Below are 24,787 nucleotides of genomic sequence, written 5' to 3' on the forward strand. Positions count from 1 at the left end.
GGCGGAGATGAGGGAGAAGGGGTGTCACCCAGACTTCTGGCCGGGCTAGAGTTGAAATAGACAACGGCGTCGATGCGTTGCGCTCTACAGAGCAGCCCCTGAACCACTATCCGATGCCGAAACGAGTTTCATGTCTGACGCCCGAAGCACCCTCACCCCACGGCAGCTTAATTTCGCCATCATCGCCCTTGCCATGGGCGGCTTCGGTATCGGCACCACCGAGTTCGCCATTACGGGGGCTGCTGCAGGAGATGGTGGGCGACCTTGACATCTCCATCCCTGAGGGTGGGCATGTCATCTCGGCGTACGCGTTCGGTGTCGTCATCGGAGCTCCCCTGCTCGCCGCCCTCGGCGCCCGGCTACCCCGTAAAGGGATGGCTCTGGGACTGATGGTGCTCTTCACCATCGGTAACCTGTCATCCTACTTCGCCGCCGACTACGGCTGGCTGTTGTTTTCCCGCTTCATGTCGGGCCTGCCCCACGGCGCCTACTTCGGCATTGCGGCGGTGATTGCCGCGTCCCTCTCGGCTCCCACGCGTCGCGCACACGCCGTCGCCATGGTGATGCTGGGACTCAGCATCGCCAATGTTATCGGAGTGCCCTTTGCCACCTGGCTGGGTCAGCTGTTTGGGTGGCGGACCATGTTCCTTCTGGTCGGCGTGATTGGCTTGGTCACCCTCTTCATGATTTCCCGTGCCGTCCCGCATCAGCAGGTTCTGCAGAACGCGAGTATCCGCCGCGAGCTGGGCGCACTGCAGCGTGGCCAAGTGTGGATGACCCTGCTGATCGGCACGGTCGGCTTTGGTGGCTTCTTCGCCGTCTACTCCTATATCTCACCAACCATGACCGAGGTGACCGGCCTCCCCGAGGCGACGCTGCCGTTCGTCGTCGCACTGTACGGTCTGGGCATGGTCACCGGGAATATCGTGGGCGGCCGGCTGGCTGACATTTCGGTGATGGGAACCATCTACTGGGTGATGGGCGTGATCGCCGTCGCGCTGGTGGCGTTCTCGTTTGCGGTCCAGTGGGCGCCAACCGCCCTGCTGTTCGTCTTTCTGGTCGGCGCCATAGGGGCAATGCTGATTCCGTCGCTGCAAGTGCGTCTGCTGGACGTCTCCCCCGACGCGCCGTCCCTTGCTTCCTCCCTGAACCACGCAGCGCTCAACATCGCCAACGCGCTGGGTGCACTTCTGGGCGGCGCCGTGATCGCTGCTGGCTGGGGTTACACAGCTCCGGCACTGGTCGGTGCGGCATTGGCCGTCCTTGGGCTCGCCGTGGCTTTGATCAGCGGACGGATGGACCGGCGACCCGGGACACCCCGATCGGCTGAACCTACCCCGGTCGGCCAACGCCTCAGCTGAGGCGTTGCGCCCTCGCGGAGGCGTAGAGGCACACGGTTGCAGCGGTTCCCACGTTGAGGCTTTCGGCCCGCCCATAGATGGGCACTGCCACCCGGTGATCCGCGCCCTTCAACACAGCGTCGGGCAGCCCCTGCGCCTCGTTGCCGAACAGCCAGGCGGTGGGCGCCTCAAGCTGAGCCTCCCCCGCGGGGCTGTCCACATCTGTTGCCGGGGCGAGCCGCCGTCGCGCACTGCCTTCCTGCAAGACATCGAGGTCGACGTCGCCGTGGCCGTCGGCGGCCAGCACCGCGATCCCACGCTCCCGCAGCGAGGTGAGCACCAGCTCGAGGTCGGCACCGATCACCACGGGCAGGTGAAACAGTGATCCGACGGTTGAACGGACAGCCTTGGGGTTGTAGAGGTCAACGCTCGACGACGTCAGGACCACCGCATCGGCGCCCGCCGAATCGGCCGCACGCAAGATGGTCCCCGCGTTTCCCGGATCCCGTACCTCAACCATCACTGCGACCAGCCGGGGTTCACTGGCCAGCATGGCCTCCAGTGGGACATCAACGAACGAGCACACAGCAATCACCCCCTGGGGCGTCACCGTCGAGGACATTGCGGCGAGCACTTCCTCAGTCACCAGCCGCGGGGCAGGCTGTCCCTCGAACAATCCGAGCTCGGCATGCCGGTCCAGGCATTCCTCGGTGATGAACAGCTCCTCGATGACCTCCGGCTCGCCCGCAGCGTGGCGGGCCGAATGCAGCGCTAATGCTTCCCGCACGGATTGAGGCCCCTCGGCGAGGAACCGGCCCTGCCTTAAACGGGCCGGACGCCCAGCGAGCCGAGCCACTTCCTTGACCCGATCAGCTCGGGGGTTGGTCATGGGCGGTGCCGCTGGGCGTCCGGTGTTAGTCATGTACTGATGTTCTCAGTATTTTGGGTGTTCCCCGTAATCCGGGTGAGACCGAACCGAGAAGGTTTAAAACGAACGCTTAGGCCTTTGCCTTGGCTGGCGCCTTGGTGGCCGACGCCTGGGCGCCGGCTGGGGCCGAGGTGTCAGCAGGCAGCGAGTCCTTGGCAATCTGGACCAGTGCGGAGAACGCGTTGGCGTCAGATACTGCAAGCTCGGCCAGCATACGGCGGTCAACCTGGATCTCGGCAGCCTTCAGGCCCTGGATCAGACGGTTGTAGGTCAGGCCGTTGGCGCGGGACGCAGCGTTGATGCGCTGGATCCAGAGGCGACGGAAGTCACCCTTGCGCTTGCGGCGGTCACCGTAGCTGTACACAAATGAGTGCAGCAGCTGCTCTTTGGCCTTACGGTACAGGCGTGAACGCTGCCCACGGTAGCCCTTCGCCCGCTCGAGAATTACCCGACGCTTCTTGTGGGCGTTTACCGCCCGCTTCACACGTGCCACGTGTGTACTCCTTCAGTAGATCTACCGGGTGATGATGTTCAGCGCTGTCCTGCAATGTGTAGAAGACTGGCGCAAACCCGGTTAAGTGGTTTGGGTGAGTTAGATGCCGAGCATCTTTTTGATGACCTTGGTGTCGGCCTTCGAGACGATCTTGTCGCTACCGAGACGGCGAGTCAGCGTGGAGGGCTTGTGCTCCAGGTAGTGGCGGCGGTTAGCCTGCTGGCGCTTGAGCTTGCCGCTTCCGGTCAGCTTGAAACGCTTCTTGACACCACTGTGGGTCTTCATCTTCGGCATGAGAACCGATCTCCTTTGGTTTCCACCAGCTATTGCCAGCGGGTCGTACGGCACCCGCGGGGGTGCCTGCGGGTTTATTCGGGCGCCTGGCGGCTCCGGGGGAGGTAATCCCTAGTCGGAGGTTCCGGGCTTAGGCCGGCTCGGCGTGCTCCGGGGAGCTGCCTTGCTGGCAGGTTTGGGTGTTGCTGGCTTGGGCATGGCCATCGGCTTGGGAGCCGCGGTTGGCTTCGGCGCTGCAGCGGGCTTGGGGGCAGCTGCTGGTTTCTCGGCTGTCTTCGCGCCGGCCGCCTTGGCTGGTGCTTTGGCTGGGGCCTTCGGTGCTTCAGCAGCGGCTTTCTCAGCAGCTTTCGCTGCCTTGGCCGCCTCGGCTGCTGCAACTTCCTGATCAGCCTTGTCCTGAATAGCCTTCTCGCGGTCGACGATCTCCTGCGCCGCAGCCTCCTTGGCCGCAACTTCGGCCGCAATCACTTCCTGTGCTGCGGCTTCCTCGGCCGCCTCCTGGGAAGCGGTAGTCGAGTAACCATCAGGTAGCAGGTCCGCAAGGCTCTGTGTCATGGGCGCCTTGTCCGGGGTGGTATCCACCTTCTCGGTACCGGCCTTCACTGCCTCATTCGCAGCCTTGGCGTCGGCGCGCTGGGTAGCGCGTCGAGCTTCAGCCTTTGCCTCAGCCTTGTTCTTGACCGGACCGATGACCATGACCATGTTGCGACCGTCGATGCGGGGGGTCGATTCAACGATCCCCACCTCGGCGACGTCCTCAGCGAACTTTTGCAGCAGGCGGATACCCATTTCGGGTCGCTGCTGCTCACGCCCACGGAACTGGATCATGGCCTTGACCTTGTCACCGGCACCCAGGAAGCGCATTGCATGGCCACGCTTGGTCTCGTAGTCATGAGTGTCAATCTTCAGACGGAACCGGATCTCTTTGAGAACGGTGTTTGTCTGGTTCTTGCGCGCCTCACGTGCCTTGACCGCGGCTTCATACTTGTACTTGCCAAAATCCATCAGCTTGGCAACCGGAGGCTTGGCCTGCGGTGCAACCTCAACAAGATCCAGGTCTGACTCGGAGGCAAGACGGAGAGCATCCTCAATACGGACAATGCCTACCTGTTCGCCCGCAGGTCCTACCAACCGCACCTCTGGGACGCGGATACGATCATTGATTCTTGGCTCGCTAATGTGTTGCTCCTGAAATCTTTGAAGTAATACCACCTGCAATAGAAGAAGGCCCCCGACTGCACGTGCAATCAGAGGCCTCGATGATCGGTAACTTCCACTGCGAGTGGAAGCGTGCAGTCAAGCAATACCTGTGACTGCACCTACCGACCTATTACCCGGCTGCCACCATGTTTCGCAACGAAACACCTGGCAATCGCGGGTGGGAAGAAACTCCGCTTGCAAACTGGAAGTGATCTTTTTCATGCCCCTCATAGGCGCAGGAAATAGTGACCTCCAGTCGGTCTGTGACAAGCTTACCAGCATGAGTACTCCGGCCAGTAATCCAGACAGCGAACGCAACATCTTCCAGGCACCCGGCGACGGCGGCGGTTCCGCAGGCGCCCTGGACCAGCCCTCACTCCAGGATCCCCTGGACCAAACCGCCGACGACTCTCGCCAGGTTCGGCGCGACATCGCCGAGGTCAGTGCCGTGGAGCTGATCATGACCTCCGCGCTGCACCTGATGAGCGCTGCGGCCGTGAAATGCGGCTTGGCAGAAGGGGATGACGCCGAGGAACTCAAAGACCTTGACGAAGCGCGCAAGATCATCACGGCACTGGCCGGGTTTGTCACGGCCGCGGCCCCCGAGATCGGGGGCCAGCACGCTGGGCCGCTGCGCGACGGGCTGCGCTCGCTCCAACTGGCCTTCCGCGAAGCGTCGGTCATTCAGGACGCGCCAGGTCAGGGACCCGGCGAAAAATTCACCGGCGCAGTCAACTAGCCCGCCGTCGTCGGACCTGCTGGGCACCCAAGCCCAGCAGGCAGATGAGTACCGCGGCCGACCCCACTGCCGTGAAGGCCGCGGACGGGCCCACCGTGTCGATGGTGATGCCGGCCAGTGGTGCGCCCAGCGCCACCCCTGAGGTGAGGGCCGAGCCGTACCATCCCATCGCCTCGCCACGCCGTTCCTCGACCACCAGGTCAGCGATCCGCTCCGACGCCGCCGACAGGACCGGTGCGCACAATAGTCCCGGCAGGATCGAGAGCAGGCACAGCGCCAGGGTGTTTTCGGCGAAACCCATGGGGATGGTGAACAGCCCCATCAGCAGGAGCAGCACCAGCGGGGACACCGGCCGGTGCAGCGCACCGTAGATCAGGCCGCCCACCACCGATGCGGCGCACCAGGCTGCGAAGACCAACCCGAGTTCACCCTCCCGGCCCGACTCCTCGAGCGCGGCCACGATCCCCACCTCGGTACCGGCCAGCACCAGTCCCGCCCCAGCTGCCACCACCAGGACCACCGCCACCGCCAGCGTCAGCCAGCCGAAGCTACCCGCCAGTCTTTCCTTGACGTTCTGCCGGCCCTTCGCCCCGTGACGGCCGGGTGCTGCGCGTCCTCCCGGGTACAGTTCGGCCGAGGCTTCGGTGACGTGCGCTGGCGCCGATGCGACCAGCGCACCGACGGCTGCGGCTTCGTCCTCGGCTTCGGTCGGGGCCCCGGAGACAGCTCCCAGCTGTTCGCTGCGGGTCGGTGGGTTGAACCACATCAGGAAGAGGCCGGCACCGGCGGTCGCCAGCCCCACCAGGGTGAGGCCAAAGACCGTCGAGACCTGGGTGGCCAGGACCACACCCAGCGCCGGTCCCACCATGAAGATCATTTCTGTGCTGATCGCGTCAAGAGTGAACGCGGTCCGTCGCTTCTCTCCGGACACCATCACACCCAGGGACTGGCGGACCACCGAGAAGGCGGGCAGGGTGAACAACCCACCGATCAGGGCGGCAACGAGCAGCCACTCATAGGACAGCTGGGGTGCAACAGACCAGATCACTGCTTCGGCGATGACCGACGGAATCAGGGCCTTGCGCAGCCCCGCACTATCGACGCGGCGGCCACGCCAGGGGGCCCCGACGGCGATGCCAATTGTCAGAAGAGCCGCGACGGCACCGGCTTCCGCGTACCCCCGGTCGAGGGTCTGCACCACATGGAGGGTCAACAGGACTCCGGCCGCGGAGTGCGGGAACCTGGCGATCATTCCGACGATGAGCAGGCGGCGCACCGGGACAATACGGAGCAGCTCCCGGTAGAGGGCAAAATTCACTGGTTCACTCTTCTGCGGGTCCGCCCGCACGTCCTCAGCGGGTCAGTACCACCTCAAGGGAGTCGACCCGTTCCACAAATTCTGTAGTGGCCCGCAGCCGGTCCTGCAGCTGCTGGACCACCGCCTGGACCGCGTCCCCAGCTAGCCCGTCGCGGAGCGTGATCTGGAGCCGCACTTCGGGGCCCGGTCCCCCGCCGGATGCCAGTGTACCGTCTGCCGCGCGGGCCGGAACCCCGCTGCCGGGACCCAGCGCTACCCGCAGAATCGCTGGTTCCTCACCGGTGATCTGGGCGACCAGGTCGGCGATGCCCGGGTCGCTGTAGGCCGGCCGCCACTGGAGCTGCTGGGCGAGCGCCCACAGGGCGGGGCGGCGCACCACAAAGGTGAAGTGAGCGCCCGGATCGATGACCAGCAGCTCGGCTCCGTCGGCGACCGCCGACAGCGCCGCACGCGGCGCGTAAACAGCCACCGGTCTGGCCTCCGGATGCCACGCGGCCAGAGCAGCACTCGAGCTGAAGACCGGCAAAGCGGTGCGACCATCAGGTGCCTTGAGCGTGACCAAGGCCATGTCGGCCTCCTTGTCACCCTCCGGTATTCCCCCGCCGTTGCCGTGGTCGGCGTGCGGGTGAGGTTCGCCGTCGCCGGTTACCCCGGCAAGCTGGGCGACCACCGGCACGAAAAGCCTCACCCCGGCGAGGGCAGCCAGCACTCCCGTTTCGTCGCTGGTGCCAGCCAGCAGCCGATCGACGGCCTGGGTGTAGGCGGGCGGTGCGGCGCCGTCGTCGTCGTCAAAGTTGTGCAGCGGGTTGCCCTCGCCGCTCAGGTCTCGGCCTGCCCAGGCCTGGCCCGCCGAATCGGCGGTGTTGGCCGCCAGGGCCGCCGCTATGTGCGCGGGGAGGTGCCGCTCGCTCACACCCGGGATGCCGGGTGCCCGGCGATGTCGAGCGCCTGGGGCAACGTGAAGGCGCCCGCGTACAGCGCCTTGCCCACGATTGCACCTTCCAGTCCCCGCGGCACCAACTGGCGCAGCGCTGCGAGGTCCTCAAGGCTTGAGATGCCGCCCGATGCGACCACCGGGCGGGAGGTCCGCTCAAGCACCTGCTCCAGCAGCTCGAGGTTGGGGCCGCGGAGAGTGCCGTCCTTGGTGACGTCGGTGACCACGTACCGGGAGCAGCCCGCGTCTTCGAGGCGCTGCAGGACTTCCCACAGGTCGCCGCCCTCTTCAGTCCAACCGCGGGCCGCCAGGGTGGTGCCCCGGACGTCCAACCCGACCGCGATCTTGTCGCCGTAGCGGGCGATGGCCGCTGCCGTCCACTCAGGGTTTTCCAGTGCCGCGGTCCCGAGGTTCACCCGGTGCGCGCCGAGTTCCAACGCTGCATCAAGGGAAGCGTCGTCGCGGATCCCCCCGGACAGCTCCACCTTGATGTCGAGTTCGTTCACCACGCGCCCGAGCAGTTCACGGTTGGAGCCCCGGCCGAAGGCCGCGTCAAGGTCCACCAGGTGCACCCATTCGGCGCCGTCGTGCTGCCAGGCGAGGGCCGCCTCAAGGGCGTCACCGTAGCCTGTTTCGCTGCCGGCCTCGCCCTGGACCAGGCGGACAGCCTGCCCGTCGACGACGTCGACGGCGGGAAGCAGTTCGAGAATGGGGGATTCAGTAAAAAGGCTCATCGGGGGTTATGACTCTTTCGTAGCTGTCGGAGGTCTGGAATCAGATGTCGGTCAGGGTCAGGAGGTAGGCAGCCAGTAACGCCATTCCCGCCAGGACCCAGAAGCTGATGATCAGGGCCTTGGGTAGTTCCTGCCGGCGGAAGGAGATGGCCCCACCGATCAGCAGGCCAGCAAGCCCCATCAACACTATGCTCCACATGGCTACCGCAGCCCGGCTGTCCAGTTGGAGAGCAGACGGGCCCCGGCGTCGCCGGACTTTTCGGGGTGGAACTGGGTGGCGCTGAGGGGACCGTTTTCGACGGCGGCGATGAACTGACCGCCGTGGTCCGCCCAGGTCACCATTGGGGGTTTCATGGCTGGCTGGGTGACCTCAAACTTCCACTGCTGCACCCCGTAGGAGTGCACAAAGTAGAAGCGCTCGTCCTCGATGCCGTCGAAGAGTTGTGATCCTTCGGCGGCCTTCACCGTGTTCCAGCCCATGTGCGGCACGACGTCAGCCTGCAACCGTTCAACGGTACCTGGCCATTCGCCCATGCCTTCGGTCCGGACCCCGTGCTCGACGCCCTCCTCGAAGAGGATCTGCAGACCGACGCAGATGCCAAGCACCGGCCTGCCGCCCGCCACCCGCCGGCCGATCATGCGTAGCGCATCGACGTCCTTCAAACCCTTCATCACGGTCGCGAAGGCTCCGACGCCGGGCACCACCAATCCGTCGGCGTTCAGGACGTCGTCGGGCTTCGCGCTCAAGGTCACCTCAGCGCCGACGTGCTCCAGCGCGCGAACCGCTGAACGGATGTTCCCCGAACCGTAGTCCAGGACCGTGACGCGTGGCGCACTCATAAGGCCCCCTTGGTGGACGGGATGCCCTCCACCCGTGGGTCCGGTTCCACTGCGGCGCGGAGCGCCCGGGCAAACGCCTTGAACTGGGCTTCGACAATGTGGTGTGGATCCCGCCCACCCAACACCGTCATGTGCAGGCAGATCTGGGCATGCAGCGTGATCGCTTCGAAGACGTGCCGGGTCAGCGACCCGGTGAAGTGCCCACCGATCAGGTGGTATTCCTGGCCTGCGGGCTCACCCGTGTGCACCAGGTATGGCCGTCCGGAGATGTCGACGACGGCGTTGGCCAGTGCCTCGTCCAGCGGAACGCTCGCTTCGCCGAACCGGCGGATGCCCGCCTTGGTCCCCAGGGCTTCCCGCAGCACCTCGCCGATGGTGATGGCAACGTCCTCGACGGTGTGGTGGACATCGATGTGTGTGTCACCGGTGGCACGGACCGTGAGGTCGATCAGTGAGTGCTTGGCCAGCGCCGTCAGCATGTGGTCGTAGAACGGCACCGAGGTGCTGATCTCCGCGCGTCCGGTGCCGTCCAGATCGAGCTCGACAAACACCGACGACTCGCTGGTGGTCCGTTCCCGGCTCGCAGTGCGTCCGACAGTGGTTTCCACGCTCATGGCTATCCTTCGATTGATACGTAGCGGATGGGTGACGGTAGGGACAGCACCGGGCGCCGCTTGAAAAGAGTCTCTTACCAGTCTAGGAGACGGCCCGCTCCAGCAGGGCACCCAGGGTCTCGAGGAACACTGTGGTTTCCGTCTCTGTGCCAGCGGTGACCCGGAGGTGACCGGGAATACCGACGTCGCGAATGAGCACTCCCCCATCAAGCAGGCCCTGCCAGATCCGGTGCGGGTCGTCCAGGCCACCGAAGAGAACGAAGTTGGCATCCGAGGGAACCGGGGTCAATCCGAGCTGCAGAAGCCCGGCCACTATCCGGTCGCGTTGCACCTTGATGTTTTCCACGTTGGCAAGCAACAGGTCAGAGTGGGTCAGGGCCGCGTTCGCTGCCGCCTGGGTAATGGCCGACAGGTGGTAGGGCAAGCGGACCAGTCGGAGCGCGTCAGCGACTTCGGGCGCCGACGCCAGGTAGCCGAGCCTTGTCCCGGCCATCGCGAAGGCCTTGCTCATTGTGCGGGATACCACCAGCCGTTCCCGTCCTGCCAACAGGCTCAGGGCACTCACGGTGCCCGAGTGGGCGAACTCCGCGTAGGCCTCATCGACGATGACGATCGCCTGGGCGTCCTCGCTGGCCTCGTACACCGCTTCCACCACGTCCAGGCCCAGCGCTGAGCCGGACGGGTTGTTGGGTGAGCAGAGGAAGACCAGGTTGGCGCCGGACTGTCGGACTTCACGGGCCGCGTCCTCGGCGTTGAGGTCGAACTTCTCATTTCCCCGACCTGCGATGTAGCGGGTGCCGGTGCTGCTCGCCAGTAGCGGATACATGGAGTAGGTCGGGGGGAAGCCGATTGCGGATCGGCCCGGTCCGCCGAAGGCTTGCAGAAGGTGCTGCAGCACCTCGTTTGATCCGTTGGCAGCCCACAGGTTCTCCGGCGTCAGGCCGTGGCCGAGGTAGCGCGCCAAATTGGTCCGGAGTTCAGTGAATTCCCGGTCTGGGTAGCGGTTCAAACCCACGACTTCCCTGCTGACCGCCTCGACGATTGCCTGCCGAACATCGTCCGGAACCCCGTAGGTGTTCTCGTTGACGTTGAGGAGGATGGGGACATCCAACTGTGGCGCCCCGTAGGGGTGCTTGCCCCGCAGATCATCGCGCAGGGGTAGCCGGCTCAACCGCTCAAACTGTTCGCTCACCTATCAAGGTTAAGCGTGGAGTGGTGCTGGTGCAGAATCGGTGGGTCTTCCACCGTCATCCTGGTCACCGTGGCGATCGCAGAAACTCCGCACCCGGTGGCCGAAACTGGCCGACCGGGTTGGAGGGTTCTGCGGGGATGTCCTGGCGGCGTGAGGCACTGGCCGTGGGAAGTGGCGTCCGGGCAGGCTTACCGGTTGGCGGGCACATCCAATTGCTGACCTGCCTGCAGCACTGACGTGCCCAGGCTGTTGAGCTCGACAATCTCGGAGACGACGACGCGCGGGTCGCGGTCCGGGGCGAACTCGGTAGCCAACTGCCAGATGGTTTCCCCGGCCGCAACGCTGACACTGACGGTCTGGGTGACCTCGCCGCCTTCGGCCGAGGCTTTCGCGGGCGAGTTGAAGAATCCGGCCAGCATCAGGGCAGCTGATGCCAGCAGGACGATCGGCAATCCGACCAGCAGAAGCCGGCCCCTGCGCGTGAGCCGCAGCTTGGTGGGGCTACCCTTGGTCGAGCCGCTCTCGGTGGTGGGGAAATTCTGGTGCGTGGTGATGACAGACATGGATACACCTCTCTGTACTCTCGAATCAGTCCATTCGGTGCCGGGGTATGAATCCGGCACCAACCCTGAAGGTTGAAGAAGATGTTCGAGCTAAAACCGGCCATTCCCGTTTTGTTCGAACTTATCTTCGAATTACTGCTGGTTTATTTTTAGCACTGATTGACGAACTTTGTCGAGACACGATCGAACAAATGTTTGAAAACGGGTTCCAACTCCCATACCGTTAGGGCAAGGATGAAGGTTCGGGATCCAGCAGAAACCAGCACATCATCCGCCACTGACAAAATAAGCTCGGCCCCCAAAACACAGGGATCTGCCGGGGTCCATGGATTCTTATCGAAGGGACAGCGACCGTGAAAGAGTCCGCCGAACCACTGGGCGAGCAGAGCTCAGACATTCCCCCGGCAGCCCTACCAACCCGTGGCCGCCCACGTGGCCGTCAGGTGCCCAAGGGCATGACGCCCCGGCAGAAGAAGATCCTTGAGACCATCCAGCGAGCGATCGGAACCAACGGCTATCCACCCTCAATGCGGGAGATCGGGGACACGGTGGGGCTCGCCAGCCTCTCCAGCGTCACGCATCAGCTGTCGCAGCTGGAACGGATGGGGTACCTCCGGCGAGACCCCAAGCGCCCTCGCGCCATGGAGATTCTGCTGCCTCTGACCCTTGACCACGATCAGCGCAGTGGTGACGAAGGATCGGACCGCGGCACGCTGCCCGACGTCGGCGGCGCAATCGATGCAGCAATGGTCCCGATGGTGGGACGGATCGCCGCCGGTGGGCCGGTGCTGGCCGATCAGGTGGTGGAAGACGTCATGCCCCTACCCCGCCAACTGGTGGGTCACGGCGATTTGTTCATGCTGCGCGTCTATGGCGACTCGATGATTGACGCCGCCATTTGCGACGGTGACTGGGTAGTGGTCCGCCGCCAGCAGGAGGCACAGAACGGTGACATTGTGGCCGCACTCCTCGACGACGAGGCGACGGTCAAGACGTTCCGCCAACGTGACGGCCACACCTGGCTGCTCCCTCAGAACACCCAGTACGAGCCGATCCTGGGAGACCTTGCCACGATCATGGGCAAGGTTGTCTCGGTGATGCGCGCCCTCTAACCCGCTGGGAAGTTAGCTCTGGCAGGCTAGAAGGGCCGGAGCCCACCGGCGCTAGCTATTCGGCGGTGTGGGTTTGCCGGCCAGTCGCTTCAGGACGCCGACCGCCGTCGAGCGGTCAGTGGTGGACCAGAAGGGCGGCAGCGCGGCACGCAGGAAGGATCCGTAGCGTGCGTTGGCAAGCCGGGAATCGAGAATGGCCACCACCCCCTTGTCCTCGGCCGCGCGGATGAGGCGGCCGGCACCCTGGGCGAGCCGGACGGCCGCGTGGGTCGCCGAGACACTCATGAAGCCATTTCCGCCGGCTTTCGCCACGGCCCGCGTGCGTGCAGTCATGAGGGGGTCGTCGGGGCGCGGGAAGGGAATACGGTCGATGGTGACCAGCCTGCAGGACCGGCCCGGCACATCGACGCCCTGCCAGAGTGACATGGTGCCGAAGAGGCAGGTGTCCGGTTCCTCCGAAAACTGTTTGACCAGCGCTGACATTGACGATTCGCCCTGGCACAGAATGTCAAAGTCGACCCGGGGGCGCAGGGCTTCGGCCGCGTCCTCGGCAGCACGACGGGAAGAGAACAGTCCCAGCGCTCCGCCCCGTGACGCTTTGAGGAGTACCTCCAGTTCGTCGAGCTGCTCAGGTGAGGTGCCCCGCTCCGGCTTGGGCAGATCCTTCGCGACATACAGCACGCCCTGCTTCGGATAGTCGAAAGGACTGCCGACGTCGACGCCGGTCCACGACGGCGCCGAGGCACCCGCAAGACCCAGCGAACCGGCAACCGGCCCGAACTCGGATCCGATGGCGAGCGTTGCCGAGGTCAGGACCACTGTGTGATCCGCGAACAATCCCTCCCGCAGCTTCCCAGCCACGGACAGCGGAGCAATGTTGATGGTCGCGGGGGCGTCGTCGTCGGGCTGTGAATACCCGGTGCCCGGCGAGAAGGTGCTGGGCCGTGATGCCCAGAGCACCTCCCCGGCCGGAGTGGCCGTCAGCAGCCGCTCGCACAGTTCGAAGACGGCGAGGACATGGGACTTTGCCATCTGACGTCCGCCGTCGGCTGGGGTCGGCCCGTCTCCCTTGGCATCCGAGAGCACTGCCCGGCAGGCTTCGCGGACCTGGGTGATCGCCGTCTCCTGCTCCTCGGTGAGTCCGGCGGCCATCAATCCCGTGGGAATCGCCGTGACGGTCGATTCGAAGAAGCGGTTGGCGGAGTCGAGGGCCTCGGTGGCGATTGACAGGTGCCGCCGTGCGGCCGACGCGGCCGCGGAGATCATCCCCGCCGACAGCTGGCCGGAGACCGCGCCGGTGACCCGGTCATGCAGTTCGTGGGCTTCGTCGATGACGACGACGTCGTACTCGGGCAGCACCGCAAGCCCTTCGAAGGCGCTGATTGCGAGCATCGCGTGGTTGGTGATGACGATGTCCGCGTCACCTGCCTTCGCCCGGGCCCGTTCACTGAAGCATTCCGCAGCGACCGGGCACTTTTGTGCGCCGAGGCACTCCATGCTGGTCACCGATACCTGCCGCCACGCCTGCTCGCTCACACCCGGGGTGAGCTCGTCCCGGTCTCCCGTGTCGGTGGTTTCGGCCCATTCCCGGAGCCTGACAACCTCGCGGCCCAGCGGGGTGGCCGGGCCGGCGGAAGGGTGCGGTGCGGCGGTGTCCTCGCCAAGGCTAAACAGCGCATCGGGTGCCCCCTCTTCGGGGAATCCCCCGCCCGTTTTGTGCTTGCAGACGTAATTGCCGCGCCCTTTGAGGAGCACCACGTCGACGGGGCGGGGCAACTTGCCTTTGAGGGCCTTCAACAGCCGGGGTACGTCGCGTCCGACTATCTGGGCCTGCAACGCCAGTGTGGCGGTGGAGACGATGGCCGGCTTGTCGTGGGTCAGGGCGTGGGAGATCAACGGGATCAGGTAGGCCAACGACTTACCGGTGCCCGTGCCCGCCTGCACCAGCAGGTGGTCCCCGCTTGTTAACGCCTCGGCGACCCGCTGGGTCATCTCATGCTGACCCACCCGGTTCTCGCCGCCCATGGCTTCGACGGCGGCATCAAGAAGTTCCAGCGGCCCCGTGGTACCGCTGTCAGGCATGCTGGCGGAATTCCTCCAGATCGGCGGCAAGACCCTCGCGGACCATGACGTCGAGTCGGGTGCCCGATTCAACGTGCTCGAGGGTCAGAATCTCGGCGTCGGACTGGTGCAGCCGGCTGACGACGTCGCCGCGCTCGTACGGCACGAGAAGGGTCAGCTTCACGCTCGGCCGGGGAATAGCGGCGCTGACAGCCTCGAGGAGCTCGGCGATCCCCTCGCCCGTCCGGGCTGACACCACCACGTGCCGGGGCTCGCGCTGCCGCAGGCGTTCAATCACGAACGGATCCGCGGCATCGGCCTTGTTCAGGACAATGATTTCGGGGACCTTGCGGGCGTCGACCTCCGAGAGCACTTCCCGCACGGCGGCGATCTGCCCCTCCGGATCGGGGTGCGACACATCCACTACATGAAGGATCAGGTCCGAGTCGGCAATTTCCTCAAGCGTTGAGCGGAAGGCCTCCACCAGCTGGGTGGGCAGCGACCTGACGAACCCCACCGTATCGGCGAGGGTGTACCCCAGCCCATCGGCTGTCTCTGCCTTACGAACTGTCGGATCCAGGGTGGCGAACAGCGCGTTCTCCACCAAGACGCCAGCGTCGGTGAGGCGGTTCAGCAACGAGGATTTGCCGGCGTTCGTGTAGCCAGCGATGGCGACCGAGGGGATCTCATTACGACGGCGGTTGGCCCGCTTCGTTTCCCGGGCTGGTTTCATCCCGCTGATTTCCCGGCGCAGCTTCGCCATCCGGGTGCGGATCTTCCGCCGGTCGAGTTCAATCTTCGTTTCGCCGGGTCCACGGGAACCCATACCCGCACCGGCGCCGCCGACCTGGCCGCCTGCCTGCCGGGACATGGAGTCGCCCCAACCACGCAGCCTGGGGAGCAGGTATTCGAGCTGGGCCAGTTCAACCTGGGCCTTGCCCTCTCGCGACTTCGCGTGCTGGGCAAAGATGTCGAGGATCAGCGCGGTCCGGTCAATGACCTTGACCTTGACGATGTCTTCAAGCCCGCGACGCTGCGACGGGGACAACTCGCTGTCCACAATGACCGTGTCGGCGCCGGTGGCGACCACGATGTCTTTGAGCTCCTGGGCCTTACCCGAGCCAAGGAAGGTGCCGGGGTCTGGCTTGAGGCGGCGCTGGACGATGCCGTCGAGGACCTCGGATCCGGCGGTGGCCGCCAACGCTGACAGCTCCCGTAGCGAGTTCTCGGCATCTTCGGAGGTGCCTTCACTCCACAGCCCGGCGAGGACAACACGCTCAAGGCGGAGTTGCCGGTATTCGACCTCGGTGACGTCCTCGAGCTCGGTGGAAAGTCCGGCGACGCGTCGCAAAGCGCGCCGTTCGTCCAGGTCCTGCTGGTCGCCGTCGTAGGACGAGCGTTCGTCGTCGTGCCCGGATGAGACGCCAACGAAACGATTGCCCGCGCCCTTCGCGGCAGCCGCCTCGTCTTTAGCCAGGATCCGATCAATCACTGCCTGAATTTCGGCTGGGCCGATCTCTGGTTCCGGCGTCGCCGGTCCCCCGTTATTCGTGGTCATACGCTCCCTAAAGTGGTGTCCTTCAATGGTAGTCGCCCCGGTCCGGATCAGGTGAGGCACTTCACTGAGCGCGCAATTGATTCCGCTGACGGTGCGTGCCTAATCGGTGAGCAAAGTGGACCGGGCGCACCAACCTGGACATTGGTGGCCGAGATCTCCCTCACGGATGTCCAGGTTGCTCACGGATCCGGGGTTGACCGGGTTCCGGAAACCGTCGGCGGCTCGACTACGCTGGTTTGTTATGGATTCCCACTACTTCAGCGCCCAGCCGTCCGGCCCGGAGACCCGCAAACCGCTCCGCACGGTACTGGCTGGAGTGGAGCGCACCCTGGTGACCTCCTCGGGCATCTTCAGCTCCGACGGGATCGATAAAGGCACCCGCATCCTGCTCGCCGAGGCGCCCGATCCGGTGGGCCCGCGGATGCTCGATATCGGTTGCGGCTGGGGTCCGCTGGCACTCACCATGGCCCTGCTGGCGCCCGACGCCGAAGTGGTCGCCGTCGACGTCAACGAACGGGCCCTGGCGTTGACCGCCGAGAACGCGAAACTGCTGGGGCTGGGCAAGGTGCTGGCACAGCGCCCGGAAGAGGTCGACGCCGCCGCCACCTTTGACACCATCTGGTCCAATCCACCGATCAGGGTGGGCAAGGACGAGCTGCACGCCCTGCTGCTGAAGTGGCTTCCCCGGCTGTCCCCCGGCGGGTCCGCCTGGTTGGTGGTGCAGAAGAACCTCGGCGCTGACTCGCTGCAAAAGTGGATTGCGGATCAGCTGGCCGACGGGTTCGAGGTGTCCCGCACTGCTACCTCAAAGTCGTTCAGGATTATCAGGGTGGAACGCCTCACCGCCTGAAATTCCTCCGCTTGACACCTCACCGCCAGCGCACCGCGGGCCTGTCTGGGAGTCCTCAGAGGAGGGTGCCGGTCGCCACCAGGACGGCTGGCCCGCTCAGGCTGACGTGTTCACGCCCGTCAGGTCCAGCATGGAAGCGGACGCCGACGACGCCGCCGGGCACCTCAACCCGCCAGGTGAGGGGCGCTTCAGCCCCGGCCCAGAACCTCGTGGCCGCCGCCGCCGCGCACGCCCCCGTCCCGCAGGACAGGGTCTCGCCCACGCCGCGTTCATGGACTCGCATCCTGACGCGCCCGACGCCGTCGTGCACCAGCGGATCATACGGCACCACGAATTCGACGTTGGTCCCGTCCACGGGCGTTGGGTCGACGACCGGCGCGGTGAACAGCAGTGCGGCATCCAGCTCGGCAGGCTCAGCCAGTGCCACGACCGTGTGGGGGTTGCCCATGCTGATGGACAGGGCAGGCCGCGGAACCTCCAGCCCATCGGCCTCCACCAGGGAATCGGTCGCCCGTGATGCTGCAGCATCGGGGAAGATGAACTCCCAGGGACCCATATCCACCGAGTAACCATCGGCGGACCGTTCCACCAGCTTGATCCCGCCGCGGGTGGCGATCGACGCCGTGGCCCCCTCGGCCAGGCTGAGCAGCCCTGCGGAGACCAGCAGGTGGACGAAGACCCGGACGCCGTTGCCGCACATTTCCGACAGCGAGCCATCCGAGTTGCGGTAATCCATGAACCATTCGGCCGACGGATCACTCTGGAGCAGCACCCGCCCCTCCGGCAGGTGGCGGGATCTGATCGCGCGAATCAACCCGTCCGCGCCGATGCCACGGTGCCGGTCGCAGATGGTGCGGACGGCGTCGGGCCCGATCTCCAGCTCACCGTCCGGGTCGGTGACCAGGACAAAGTCGTTTCCGGTGCCGTGGCCCTTGGTGAAAGCGACACCACTCAGGGCGGTCGGTGCTAGTGAAACCTGTGCGTCGGGTTGAGTAGTCACGTGTCTAGGATAGGCCGAAGGTCTGCTGGACGTGGTCCGCGGCCCGTGAGCCCAGGAGCGGATCCTCCCAGTCGAGCCACATGATTCGTGGGTCGGCGCGGAACCAGGTGAGCTGGCGGCGCGCAAACCGCCGGGTCGCGTCGATGGTGTCGCTCGCTGCCTGTTCCGTGGTCAGCTCACCGTCAAGGACTTGCAGGAACTGGGCGTATCCCAGGGCCCGGGATGCCGTCCGACCGCTCCGCAGCCCCTGTTGGTCCAGGCGTGCCACTTCGTCGAGCAGGCCGTCCTCGACCATAGTGTGGACCCTGGTAGCCAGGCGCTCACGTAACACCGGCCGGTCCACCCGCAGGCCCAGCTGCAGTGCCGGCTGGTGGTACAGGCGTTGCGGCATGAAGGAGCTGAACGGGCGGCCGGTCACCTCGTACACTTCGAGGGCCCTGATCAGCCGGCGGTCATCGAGATCCCGGCCGGCGGAGATCGGGTCCACTGCCGCGAGACGCTCACGGAGGAGGCCCGCGCCGTCGCGGGCCAGGTCGGCCTCCAGCTGGGCCCGGATGCCCGGCTCCGTGCCAGGGAACTCCAGGACGTCAAGGGCCGCCCGAACGTACAGCCCCGACCCGCCCACCAGGATCGGCACCCTGCCGCGGTCCCGGATAGCGTCGATCGCGGTCCGTGCCTGTTCCTGGTAGGCGGCGACGCTGGCCTCCTCCCGGACGTCGAGCGTGTCGAGCAGGTGATGAGGTACCCCCTGCCGCTCGTCAAGACTGACCTTGGCGGTGCCAATGTCCATGCCGCGATAGAACTGCATCGAGTCGGCGTTGATGATTTCGCCGTTGAACCTGCGCGCGAGTTCGATGCCGAGCGATGACTTGCCGGACCCGGTGGGTCCGACGACGGCGATCAGGGGCAAGGATGCGGGCGCAGCGGGAAGCACCGTCAGGCGCCGCGGACCGGCAGCGAGGGCATCCCCAGCGACACGGCACCAGCTGGGCCGGCGGCTGACCCGCCGGGCGCTGGCACACCGCATGAATCGGCCTGCGCCCGATCCCACGCGTCGCCGGCCCGGGACCGGCGGATGTGAAGAGCTGCTGGCCCTGTGGGGTCCGCGACCAGGTGGAAGGCGGCAGCCTCCGTGACCGTGACAGTGACCAGGTCGCCGGGGCGGGGCGGTTCGACGCCGTCGGGCACCGAAAAGTGAACCAGGCGCTGATCACGGGCCCGGCCCGAGAGACGGTGGGTTTCGCTGGCTTTACGGCCCTGCTGGGCGGTGACCATCAGTTCGACCGTCCGCCCGAGCTGGAGGGCATTCTCTTCGGCTGCGATGCGATCCTGCAAGGCGGTCAGCCGTTCGAACCGTTCCTGCACCACTGCCTTCGGAATTTGGTGCGGCAGGTCGGCGGCAGGCGTGCCGGGCCGCTTGGAATACTGGAAAGTAAAGGCGGTGGCGAAGCGGGACTTCTCGACGACGTCGAGCGTGGCCTGGAAGTCTTCCTCGGTTTCTCCTGGGAAACCGACAATGATGTCGGTGGAGATCGAGGCGTGGGGCATTTTGGCCCGCACCCGGTCCAGGATGCCGAGGAATTTCGATGACCGGTACGAGCGGCGCATTGACTTCAGGATTTGGTCGGAGCCCGATTGCAGGGGCATGTGAAGTTGGGGCATCACATTGGGGGTCTCGGCCATGGCGTCGATGACGTCGTCGGTGAAGGCTGCCGGGTGGGGGCTAGTGAACCTGACCCGTTCGAGACCTTCGATGCTCCCGCAGGCGCGGAGGAGCTTGGCGAAGGCACCCCGGTCGCCGAACTCCACCCCGTAGGAATTGACGTTCTGGCCCAGCAACGTCACTTCGATGGCGCCGTCTGCCACCAGCGCCTCGATTTCAGCGAGGATTTCTCCCGGCCGCCGATCGCGTTCCTTGCCGCGCAGGGCGGGGACGATGCAGAAGGTGCAGGTGTTGTTGCAGCCCACCGAGATGGACACCCACCCGGAGTAGACGGCGTCGCGCTTGGTCGGGAGCGTGGAGGGGAAGACGTCGAGAGACTCCAGGATCTCCAGCTGGGCCTCGTTGTTGTGGCGGGCCCGCTCCAGGAGCGCGGGGAGGGCACCAACGTTGTGGGTGCCGAACACCGCGTCGACCCAGGGAGCCTTCTTGAGGATGGTGTCGCGGTCTTTCTGGGCGAGACAGCCGCCGACTGCGATCTGCATGCCGGGGTGCTTTTCCTTGACCGAGGCGAGCATGCCGAGGTTGCCGTAGAGCTTGTTGTCGGCGTTCTCCCTGACGGCGCAGGTATTGAACACGACGACGTCGGCCTGTGCATCTGTTGCCGCAGCGTAGCCGGCAGCCTCCAGGAGACCGGAGATGCGCTCCGAATCGTGGACGTTCATCTGGCAGCCGTAGGTGCGAACCTCATAGGTGCGCTGCGCTCCGGAAGCCGAGGCGCCAGGAACACCGGCCAGTTCAGCGGCGGGACCTGTGGGAAGGGTTGGGGTAATGAGACTCACCCGTTAAGGGTACGTGTGCTGCGCTGACCCCCACAATCGACGGGATCAGGAAGCCCTGTTCATCCGTTGCGAACCGGTCAGTACCAGTTCATCCGCTGCGAATGTTGCCAGGCTGCACACGGCGAACCGTATCGACCGGAGATATAGCCGAGGCCCCACTCGATCTGGGTGCGGTAGTTCGTCCGCCAGTCTGCGCCGGCGCCGCCCATCTTGCTGCCGGGGAGGGATTGAGGAATACCGTAGGCCCCGCTGTACGGGTTGTTGGCACTGGTCAGCCATCGGGATTCCTTGTTCCACAGGTTGACCAGGCACTGGAACTCGCCGCCACCCCACCCGAACGAGGACAGCCGCGACGAAGCATAGGCCTGCGCTCCGGCCGGATCGTCGACGATTGGCGCCGGGCCCGGAGCTGGAGCGGGCGCCGGAGCCGGAGCTGGAGCTGGAGATGGAGCGGGCGCTGGAGCTTTCCCGGGGTCCGGCTCAGCGTGGGGCGGGGCAGGAGCCGGGCCAGGTATGGGTATCGGCTGAGGCGCCGGAGACTGAGGCGCTGGAGACTGTGGCGCTGGAGACTGTGGCGCTGGAGACTGTGGCGCGGGACCCGCTATGACCGGCGGTGCAGGAGCCCGCGGTGGCGCCGTCGTTGCCGCCGCGGCTTCGGCCGCTGCCCGGGCCAGGGCTGCCGCCTCCGCGGCCGCTTGCTGCTCACGGAAGGCTGCCTGTTGCTGCAGGCCCTGGATGCGGTCGGCTTCAAGGTCGGCCGTGGTGTCGTTCAGCTCGGCGAGCTGCTCGAAGAGCTCGGCGGCCCGGGATTCCTGCTCCTGCACCGAGGTGCGGGCGGCGGCGTCGTCCTGCTGGGCCGTGCGTAACCGTTCGGCTGCCTCGACCGTCAGTTCGCGGTGCCGCTGGGTGGCGGCGTCATAGCGGTCCCGCAGCGATTCGACCTCACGCTCGGCGGCTACCGCATCGTTATAGGAACCGGCTGCCCGGTCGGTGACGGTTTCGAGGATCATCAGGCGGTCGAGCAGGTCCATGGTGCCCTCCGGATCCAGCAGTGCCAGCATCGAGGTGTTGGTGGATCCGGTTTTGTAGGAGAGGGCAGCGGCTGCGCCGGCTGCCCGGTGCAGGTCCGCGGACTGGGCCTCGGCGTTGGCAACTTGTTCGGCGAGCGTGTCGGAGAGCCGTTCGCTCACCCGCAGTTCCTCTGCGGCCTGCGCATGATCAGCCGCTGAGCTGACAGCGGTGTCGCCGAGTGCGGCGGCAGTAGACCGAAGCCCTTCCACCAGGGTTTCAATCTCGTCGACCTGGGCCTGGGTCGCTGACGCATCAGCCTTGGCTGCCCTGATGTCGTCCCAGGTCGGGAAATCCTGAGCTGCGGCCGGGGCGATCGAGGTAAGCAGCGAAGCGCCAAGGAGCATCACGGCCAACGCTGCACCAGCGCCCGTCCGTGCAGCAGTCAACCCTCGCCCCAGTCCGATCATAAGGATGCTCAGCCTACAGTTCGGTGTTCTGGGTCCGCTAGACCTCAACCGGCCGTTCCAGGGAACGAATGGATAACGGCTGACTGTGCAGGTGCCGCGCCAGTGGACCTGCTCAGAGAAAATCAGGTTCGGCGTCGTCGTCAGCTGCGCCGGCAGCGACGTCGTCGAGCACCGATCTCACCACACCGAACGCCAACGACGGGCTGTATCCCTTACGCCCGAGCATGCTCACCAGCCGCCGCGTCTCCTTGTCGAGAGCGGCACGATCTGTACCCATGGCCGCGGGGCGGTGCTTTCGGCGCACCAGCTGTTCCGCGGCGTCCCGTTCCTCATCGTCGCTCACCTGGGATAGAGCCTCCTCGGCGATCTCGCCGTGGATGCCCTTCTCGGCCAGTTCGCGCTTCAGGGCACTCCTGGCCAGGGATCGGGTCGCTGCCCGACTGCGCACCCACATCATCGCGAACTCTGCGTCGTCGATCAGTTGGACTTCTTCAAAGCGGTCCAGGACGGCGACCGCCACCTCTGCGGGCACGTCCCGCTCCGCAAGTTTCGCGGCCAGCTGATGCCGGCTTTTGGGCGCGAGGGTTAGCTGCCGCAACACGATGGACCGGGCCGTCGCGTACGGGTCCGGATCGGGTGCCGGGGCTCCCCTTCCAGATCCTGCAGTTTCCGCCGCGGATTCTTCAGCCGCGGACGCACCCGTGGCAGCTACCTCCGAGGCCGAACCGGAAGACCCGAAGGCACCCGACCCAGCGCGGGCGCGTTGCCGACCCCGTGGCTTCCATCCACCCCCGGACGTTCCAGCCCCGGACGTCCCGTCGCTGGCGCCCCAGCCGGTCTCTGACCGGCCAGTAGCCTTCCCGGCGGAACCGGCACCGGTTTTCCGCCGTGAGTTCAATCCACTGCGGGAACCGTTGTTCTGTCCGAAAGGCATCGCCGGCTAGCGGTTCTCTCCGCTGACCGCTTTCAGCTTCGGCTCAGCCTTCGCCTTGGGCTCGACTGTCGCATCCTCGGCAGCAGCGCCAACGCCCAGCTTCTCCCTGATGCGCCGTTCCAGCTCGTCGGTCAGGTCCGGGTTGTCGAGCAGGAACTTCCGAGCATTTTCCTTACCCTGGCCCAGCTGGTCCCCATCGTAGGTGAACCAGGCGCCGGACTTCTTCACCAGGCCGTTCTCGACTCCTACATCGATCAGACCGCCCTCGCGTGAGATTCCGTAGCCGTACAGGATGTCGAATTCGGCCTGCTTGAAGGGCGGCGCCATCTTGTTCTTGACGACCTTGGCACGGGTCCGGTTTCCTACCGGAACCGCACCCTCCTTGAGCGTTTCGATCCGACGCACATCGATGCGGATGGAGGCGTAGAACTTCAGCGCCTTACCGCCCGTGGTGGTCTCGGGGCTACCGAAGAACACACCGATCTTCTCGCGCAACTGGTTGATGAAAATAGCTGTGGTCTTGCTCTGCGCGAGACGGCCCGTGATCTTCCGGAGCGCCTGGCTCATCAGGCGTGCCTGCAGGCCCACATGGCTATCTCCCATGTCGCCCTCGATTTCCGCGCGGGGCACCAAGGCAGCCACCGAGTCAATGACGATCACGTCGATCGATCCGGAACCGATCAGCATGTCCATGATTTCCAGCGCCTGCTCACCGGTGTCCGGCTGGGAGACCAGGAGTGCATCGGTGTCGACGCCGAGCCGCTTCGCATATTCGGGGTCGAGGGCATGCTCAGCATCGATGAATGCGGCGATGCCGCCGTTACGCTGCGCGTTGGCGACGGCGTGCAGCGCCAATGTGGTCTTACCCGAAGACTCTGGCCCGTAGATTTCGACAACCCGGCCGCGGGGAAGTCCGCCTATGCCCAGTGCGGCGTCAAGCGCAATGGAGCTGGTGGAAATCGTCTCGATGGGGGCGCGTACCTCATCACCCAGGCGCATCACGGAGCCTTTGCCATACTGCTTGTCGATCTGCGCAAGTGCTGCTTCGAGAGCTTTCTCGCGGTCTGCTGGTGCGGCCATTATTCACCTCGGTTGGTTATGGCCGTTGCGGCCGTTTTCGTGTTCAATTCGACCGTAGCCCGGGGCACTGACAAATTGAGAAGCTTCACGGCGTATGTGGATAACCACGATTACCGTCTGTTAGAAATGATAGTCCTATCCGAACAAGTATTCGAATATTTTCGGCGGCGTGTCAGGTGCCTTGTCCCGGCTACTTGGGGGTGATGTCTTTGCCCAGACGGCGCTCGGGCGGCACATCCTGCAGGTCGCACACCGCGACCCAGATGTCACGGGGGCTGATCCCTGCGCCCAGCGCCTCCTCGGGGGTACGTCCGCCGAGGTCCGCAAGAACTATCGTTCGGGCCAGGGTGCGGGAGTATCCCCCGCCGAACTCGTCATCCATAAGCCGCCAAAAGGCACTGGTGCGCATGTTCCAATCCTCTCATTGTCCGGGAGGTGGCTGGGTCGTTTGCCCGCATTCCGGGCCGGTTGATGAGCGATTGTGCGCGTAACCATAGAATGAACCACATGACAGCCGAGCACCGTGAAGCCGATCCCGCCGTAGACACTGCCATCCAGGCGTTGGAACAACAACTGAGCATGCTGTGGCGGAGGGCGCGATCGAACTCCTACAAAGTAGCTCGGCGCGTCCACCCGGACATGGAACCGGCCGCCTATGGCCTGCTGGTGATCCTTCAGCGGGAGGGCGGCATGCGGTTGACCGACATTGCGGCGAGTATCGGCGTCGGCAAACCATCGGTGAGCCGGCAGATCGCGATGCTCGAACAACTCGGTCTGGTCCAGAAGGAAGCCGATCCGCTCGATGGCCGGGCCCAGTCAATTACCCTGACCCCCGCCGGCTCGAAGCAGCTGGTCACCGCCCAGACCGCGCGTAAGGAAGCGTTCCACAACCTAATGGAGGACTGGGATGTCAAGGACCTCACCACGCTGGGGACCCTGATTGCCCAACTCAATGAGACGTACACCAAAGACAACTGGTGATTGACACACTGAAGCCCGCCGGAATGTTCCGGCGGGCTTCAG

25 protein-coding genes and 1 pseudogene are annotated in these 24,787 nt (G+C 65.3%); 5 read left to right on the top strand and 21 right to left on the bottom strand.

The features are described 5' to 3' along the window. Positions 1-130: 130 nt before the first annotated feature. Positions 131-1,361, top strand: a pseudogene (locus tag ABD059_RS09235) (MFS transporter). On the opposite strand, the gene ABD059_RS09240 reads toward ABD059_RS09235, so the two are convergent. The 4 genes from ABD059_RS09240 to infC form a co-directional block, all read right to left on the bottom strand. Next, complete coding sequence (locus ABD059_RS09240) at positions 1,354-2,262, bottom strand: TrmH family RNA methyltransferase (protein ID WP_343879305.1); 909 nt, start codon at positions 2,260-2,262, stop codon at positions 1,354-1,356. The pseudogene ABD059_RS09235 and the gene ABD059_RS09240 overlap by 8 nt on opposite strands. 76 nt (positions 2,263-2,338) lie before the next feature. After that, complete coding sequence (rplT, locus tag ABD059_RS09245) at positions 2,339-2,761, bottom strand: 50S ribosomal protein L20 (protein WP_343879306.1); 423 nt, start codon at positions 2,759-2,761, stop codon at positions 2,339-2,341. Between the two features lie 99 nt (positions 2,762-2,860). Further along, positions 2,861-3,055 carry a 50S ribosomal protein L35 gene (gene rpmI, locus ABD059_RS09250; RefSeq protein ID WP_019483418.1) on the bottom strand — a complete coding sequence of 65 codons (195 nt, stop codon included), beginning with the start codon at positions 3,053-3,055 and terminating at the stop codon, positions 2,861-2,863. Between the two features lie 111 nt (positions 3,056-3,166). Next, the gene (infC, locus tag ABD059_RS09255) at positions 3,167-4,192 is read right to left on the bottom strand and encodes a translation initiation factor IF-3 (RefSeq protein ID WP_377959651.1); all 1,026 of its coding nucleotides are present in this window, start codon (positions 4,190-4,192) and stop codon (positions 3,167-3,169) included. Positions 4,193-4,535: 343 nt separating this feature from the next. On the opposite strand from infC, the gene ABD059_RS09260 reads away from it, so the two are divergent. Next, positions 4,536-4,994: a DUF1844 domain-containing protein gene (locus ABD059_RS09260; protein WP_343879310.1), complete on the top strand. Its 459-nt coding sequence runs from the start codon at positions 4,536-4,538 to the stop codon at positions 4,992-4,994. Here the strand turns inward: ABD059_RS09260 and ABD059_RS09265 are convergent. From ABD059_RS09265 to ABD059_RS09300, 8 genes are all read right to left on the bottom strand, one after another. Beyond that, positions 4,987-6,312, bottom strand: coding sequence for an MFS transporter (locus tag ABD059_RS09265; RefSeq protein ID WP_343879312.1), 1,326 nt, complete (start codon positions 6,310-6,312; stop codon positions 4,987-4,989). The two genes, ABD059_RS09260 and ABD059_RS09265, sit on opposite strands and share 8 nt — an antisense overlap. A 34-nt stretch (positions 6,313-6,346) precedes the next feature. Next, positions 6,347-7,225, bottom strand: a complete 879-nt coding sequence (locus ABD059_RS09270; RefSeq protein ID WP_343879313.1) for an SseB family protein — start codon at positions 7,223-7,225, stop codon at positions 6,347-6,349. Next, positions 7,222-7,980, bottom strand: a complete 759-nt coding sequence (gene priA, locus ABD059_RS09275; RefSeq protein WP_343879314.1) for a bifunctional 1-(5-phosphoribosyl)-5-((5-phosphoribosylamino)methylideneamino)imidazole-4-carboxamide isomerase/phosphoribosylanthranilate isomerase PriA — start codon at positions 7,978-7,980, stop codon at positions 7,222-7,224. The genes ABD059_RS09270 and priA overlap by 4 nt, the downstream gene beginning before the upstream one ends. 40 nt (positions 7,981-8,020) lie before the next feature. Beyond that, complete coding sequence (locus ABD059_RS09280) at positions 8,021-8,161, bottom strand: hypothetical protein (RefSeq protein ID WP_019483424.1); 141 nt, start codon at positions 8,159-8,161, stop codon at positions 8,021-8,023. Between the two features lie 20 nt (positions 8,162-8,181). After that, positions 8,182-8,820 (bottom strand): imidazole glycerol phosphate synthase subunit HisH, encoded by a 639-nt coding sequence (hisH, locus tag ABD059_RS09285; RefSeq protein WP_343879315.1) that lies wholly within the window; start codon positions 8,818-8,820, stop codon positions 8,182-8,184. Further along, positions 8,817-9,434 carry an imidazoleglycerol-phosphate dehydratase HisB gene (gene hisB, locus ABD059_RS09290; protein ID WP_343879317.1) on the bottom strand — a complete coding sequence of 206 codons (618 nt, stop codon included), beginning with the start codon at positions 9,432-9,434 and terminating at the stop codon, positions 8,817-8,819. The genes hisH and hisB overlap by 4 nt, the downstream gene beginning before the upstream one ends. Positions 9,435-9,516: 82 nt before the next feature. Then, positions 9,517-10,626 (bottom strand): histidinol-phosphate transaminase, encoded by a 1,110-nt coding sequence (locus tag ABD059_RS09295; protein ID WP_343879319.1) that lies wholly within the window; start codon positions 10,624-10,626, stop codon positions 9,517-9,519. 188 nt (positions 10,627-10,814) lie between these two features. Then, positions 10,815-11,189, bottom strand: a complete 375-nt coding sequence (locus ABD059_RS09300; protein WP_343879321.1) for a LysM peptidoglycan-binding domain-containing protein — start codon at positions 11,187-11,189, stop codon at positions 10,815-10,817. Between the two features lie 455 nt (positions 11,190-11,644). On the opposite strand from ABD059_RS09300, the gene lexA reads away from it, so the two are divergent. Next, positions 11,645-12,301: a transcriptional repressor LexA gene (lexA, locus tag ABD059_RS09305; RefSeq protein WP_343879547.1), complete on the top strand. Its 657-nt coding sequence runs from the start codon at positions 11,645-11,647 to the stop codon at positions 12,299-12,301. A gap of 51 nt (positions 12,302-12,352) precedes the next feature. Here the strand turns inward: lexA and ABD059_RS09310 are convergent, their stop codons facing one another. Together ABD059_RS09310 and hflX are read right to left on the bottom strand one after the other, a co-directional pair. Continuing rightward, complete coding sequence (locus ABD059_RS09310) at positions 12,353-14,383, bottom strand: ATP-dependent DNA helicase (RefSeq protein ID WP_343879323.1); 2,031 nt, start codon at positions 14,381-14,383, stop codon at positions 12,353-12,355. After that, positions 14,376-15,920 (bottom strand): GTPase HflX, encoded by a 1,545-nt coding sequence (gene hflX / locus ABD059_RS09315; protein ID WP_343879325.1) that lies wholly within the window; start codon positions 15,918-15,920, stop codon positions 14,376-14,378. The genes ABD059_RS09310 and hflX overlap by 8 nt, the downstream gene beginning before the upstream one ends. A gap of 241 nt (positions 15,921-16,161) precedes the next feature. Here hflX and ABD059_RS09320 point away from each other — a divergent pair, with 241 nt between their 5' ends. Then, positions 16,162-16,770, top strand: coding sequence for a class I SAM-dependent methyltransferase (locus tag ABD059_RS09320; RefSeq protein ID WP_343879327.1), 609 nt, complete (start codon positions 16,162-16,164; stop codon positions 16,768-16,770). A 55-nt stretch (positions 16,771-16,825) separates the two neighbouring features. Here ABD059_RS09320 and dapF read toward each other — a convergent pair whose 3' ends face one another. From dapF to ABD059_RS09355, 7 genes are all read right to left on the bottom strand, one after another. Further along, a complete protein-coding gene (dapF, locus tag ABD059_RS09325; RefSeq protein WP_343879329.1) occupies positions 16,826-17,770 on the bottom strand; it encodes a diaminopimelate epimerase in 945 nt (314 codons plus the stop codon). 4 nt (positions 17,771-17,774) lie between these two features. Next, complete coding sequence (gene miaA, locus ABD059_RS09330) at positions 17,775-18,797, bottom strand: tRNA (adenosine(37)-N6)-dimethylallyltransferase MiaA (RefSeq protein ID WP_343879346.1); 1,023 nt, start codon at positions 18,795-18,797, stop codon at positions 17,775-17,777. Further along, positions 18,707-20,227: a tRNA (N6-isopentenyl adenosine(37)-C2)-methylthiotransferase MiaB gene (gene miaB / locus ABD059_RS09335; RefSeq protein WP_343879549.1), complete on the bottom strand. Its 1,521-nt coding sequence runs from the start codon at positions 20,225-20,227 to the stop codon at positions 18,707-18,709. Before miaB ends, miaA begins: the two co-directional genes overlap by 91 nt. 122 nt (positions 20,228-20,349) lie before the next feature. Continuing rightward, positions 20,350-21,750, bottom strand: a complete 1,401-nt coding sequence (locus ABD059_RS09340) for an aggregation-promoting factor C-terminal-like domain-containing protein (protein ID WP_343879348.1) — start codon at positions 21,748-21,750, stop codon at positions 20,350-20,352. A gap of 112 nt (positions 21,751-21,862) precedes the next feature. Beyond that, positions 21,863-22,684 (bottom strand): regulatory protein RecX, encoded by an 822-nt coding sequence (locus ABD059_RS09345; RefSeq protein WP_343879350.1) that lies wholly within the window; start codon positions 22,682-22,684, stop codon positions 21,863-21,865. A gap of 6 nt (positions 22,685-22,690) precedes the next feature. Beyond that, entirely contained in the window at positions 22,691-23,764 is a 1,074-nt protein-coding gene (gene recA / locus ABD059_RS09350; RefSeq protein ID WP_343879352.1) for a recombinase RecA, read from the bottom strand. A 190-nt stretch (positions 23,765-23,954) separates the two neighbouring features. Further along, entirely contained in the window at positions 23,955-24,173 is a 219-nt protein-coding gene (locus ABD059_RS09355) for a DUF3046 domain-containing protein (RefSeq protein ID WP_343879354.1), read from the bottom strand. A 98-nt stretch (positions 24,174-24,271) separates the two neighbouring features. On the opposite strand from ABD059_RS09355, the gene ABD059_RS09360 reads away from it, so the two are divergent. Continuing rightward, positions 24,272-24,745, top strand: coding sequence for a MarR family winged helix-turn-helix transcriptional regulator (locus ABD059_RS09360; RefSeq protein ID WP_343879356.1), 474 nt, complete (start codon positions 24,272-24,274; stop codon positions 24,743-24,745). Positions 24,746-24,787: the final 42 nt, after the last annotated feature.

Source organism: Arthrobacter flavus (assembly GCF_039526005.1).
Taxonomy (GTDB): domain Bacteria; phylum Actinomycetota; class Actinomycetes; order Actinomycetales; family Micrococcaceae; genus Arthrobacter_D; species Arthrobacter_D flavus.

Coding starts and splice junctions, on each gene's coding strand:
- ABD059_RS09240 (WP_343879305.1), bottom strand. CDS start 2,262: ATGACTAACACCGGACGCCCAGCGGCACCGCCCATGACCAACCCCCGA.
- rpmI (WP_019483418.1), bottom strand. CDS start 3,055: ATGCCGAAGATGAAGACCCACAGTGGTGTCAAGAAGCGTTTCAAGCTG.
- ABD059_RS09260 (WP_343879310.1), top strand. CDS start 4,536: ATGAGTACTCCGGCCAGTAATCCAGACAGCGAACGCAACATCTTCCAG.
- priA (WP_343879314.1), bottom strand. CDS start 7,980: ATGAGCCTTTTTACTGAATCCCCCATTCTCGAACTGCTTCCCGCCGTC.
- ABD059_RS09280 (WP_019483424.1), bottom strand. CDS start 8,161: ATGGGGCTTGCTGGCCTGCTGATCGGTGGGGCCATCTCCTTCCGCCGG.
- hisH (WP_343879315.1), bottom strand. CDS start 8,820: ATGAGTGCGCCACGCGTCACGGTCCTGGACTACGGTTCGGGGAACATC.
- hisB (WP_343879317.1), bottom strand. CDS start 9,434: ATGAGCGTGGAAACCACTGTCGGACGCACTGCGAGCCGGGAACGGACC.
- ABD059_RS09300 (WP_343879321.1), bottom strand. CDS start 11,189: ATGTCTGTCATCACCACGCACCAGAATTTCCCCACCACCGAGAGCGGC.
- lexA (WP_343879547.1), top strand. CDS start 11,645: ATGACGCCCCGGCAGAAGAAGATCCTTGAGACCATCCAGCGAGCGATC.
- ABD059_RS09310 (WP_343879323.1), bottom strand. CDS start 14,383: ATGCCTGACAGCGGTACCACGGGGCCGCTGGAACTTCTTGATGCCGCC.
- hflX (WP_343879325.1), bottom strand. CDS start 15,920: ATGACCACGAATAACGGGGGACCGGCGACGCCGGAACCAGAGATCGGC.
- ABD059_RS09320 (WP_343879327.1), top strand. CDS start 16,162: ATGGATTCCCACTACTTCAGCGCCCAGCCGTCCGGCCCGGAGACCCGC.
- miaA (WP_343879346.1), bottom strand. CDS start 18,797: ATGCGGTGTGCCAGCGCCCGGCGGGTCAGCCGCCGGCCCAGCTGGTGC.
- ABD059_RS09340 (WP_343879348.1), bottom strand. CDS start 21,750: ATGATCGGACTGGGGCGAGGGTTGACTGCTGCACGGACGGGCGCTGGT.
- ABD059_RS09345 (WP_343879350.1), bottom strand. CDS start 22,684: ATGCCTTTCGGACAGAACAACGGTTCCCGCAGTGGATTGAACTCACGG.
- recA (WP_343879352.1), bottom strand. CDS start 23,764: ATGGCCGCACCAGCAGACCGCGAGAAAGCTCTCGAAGCAGCACTTGCG.
- ABD059_RS09355 (WP_343879354.1), bottom strand. CDS start 24,173: ATGCGCACCAGTGCCTTTTGGCGGCTTATGGATGACGAGTTCGGCGGG.
- ABD059_RS09360 (WP_343879356.1), top strand. CDS start 24,272: ATGACAGCCGAGCACCGTGAAGCCGATCCCGCCGTAGACACTGCCATC.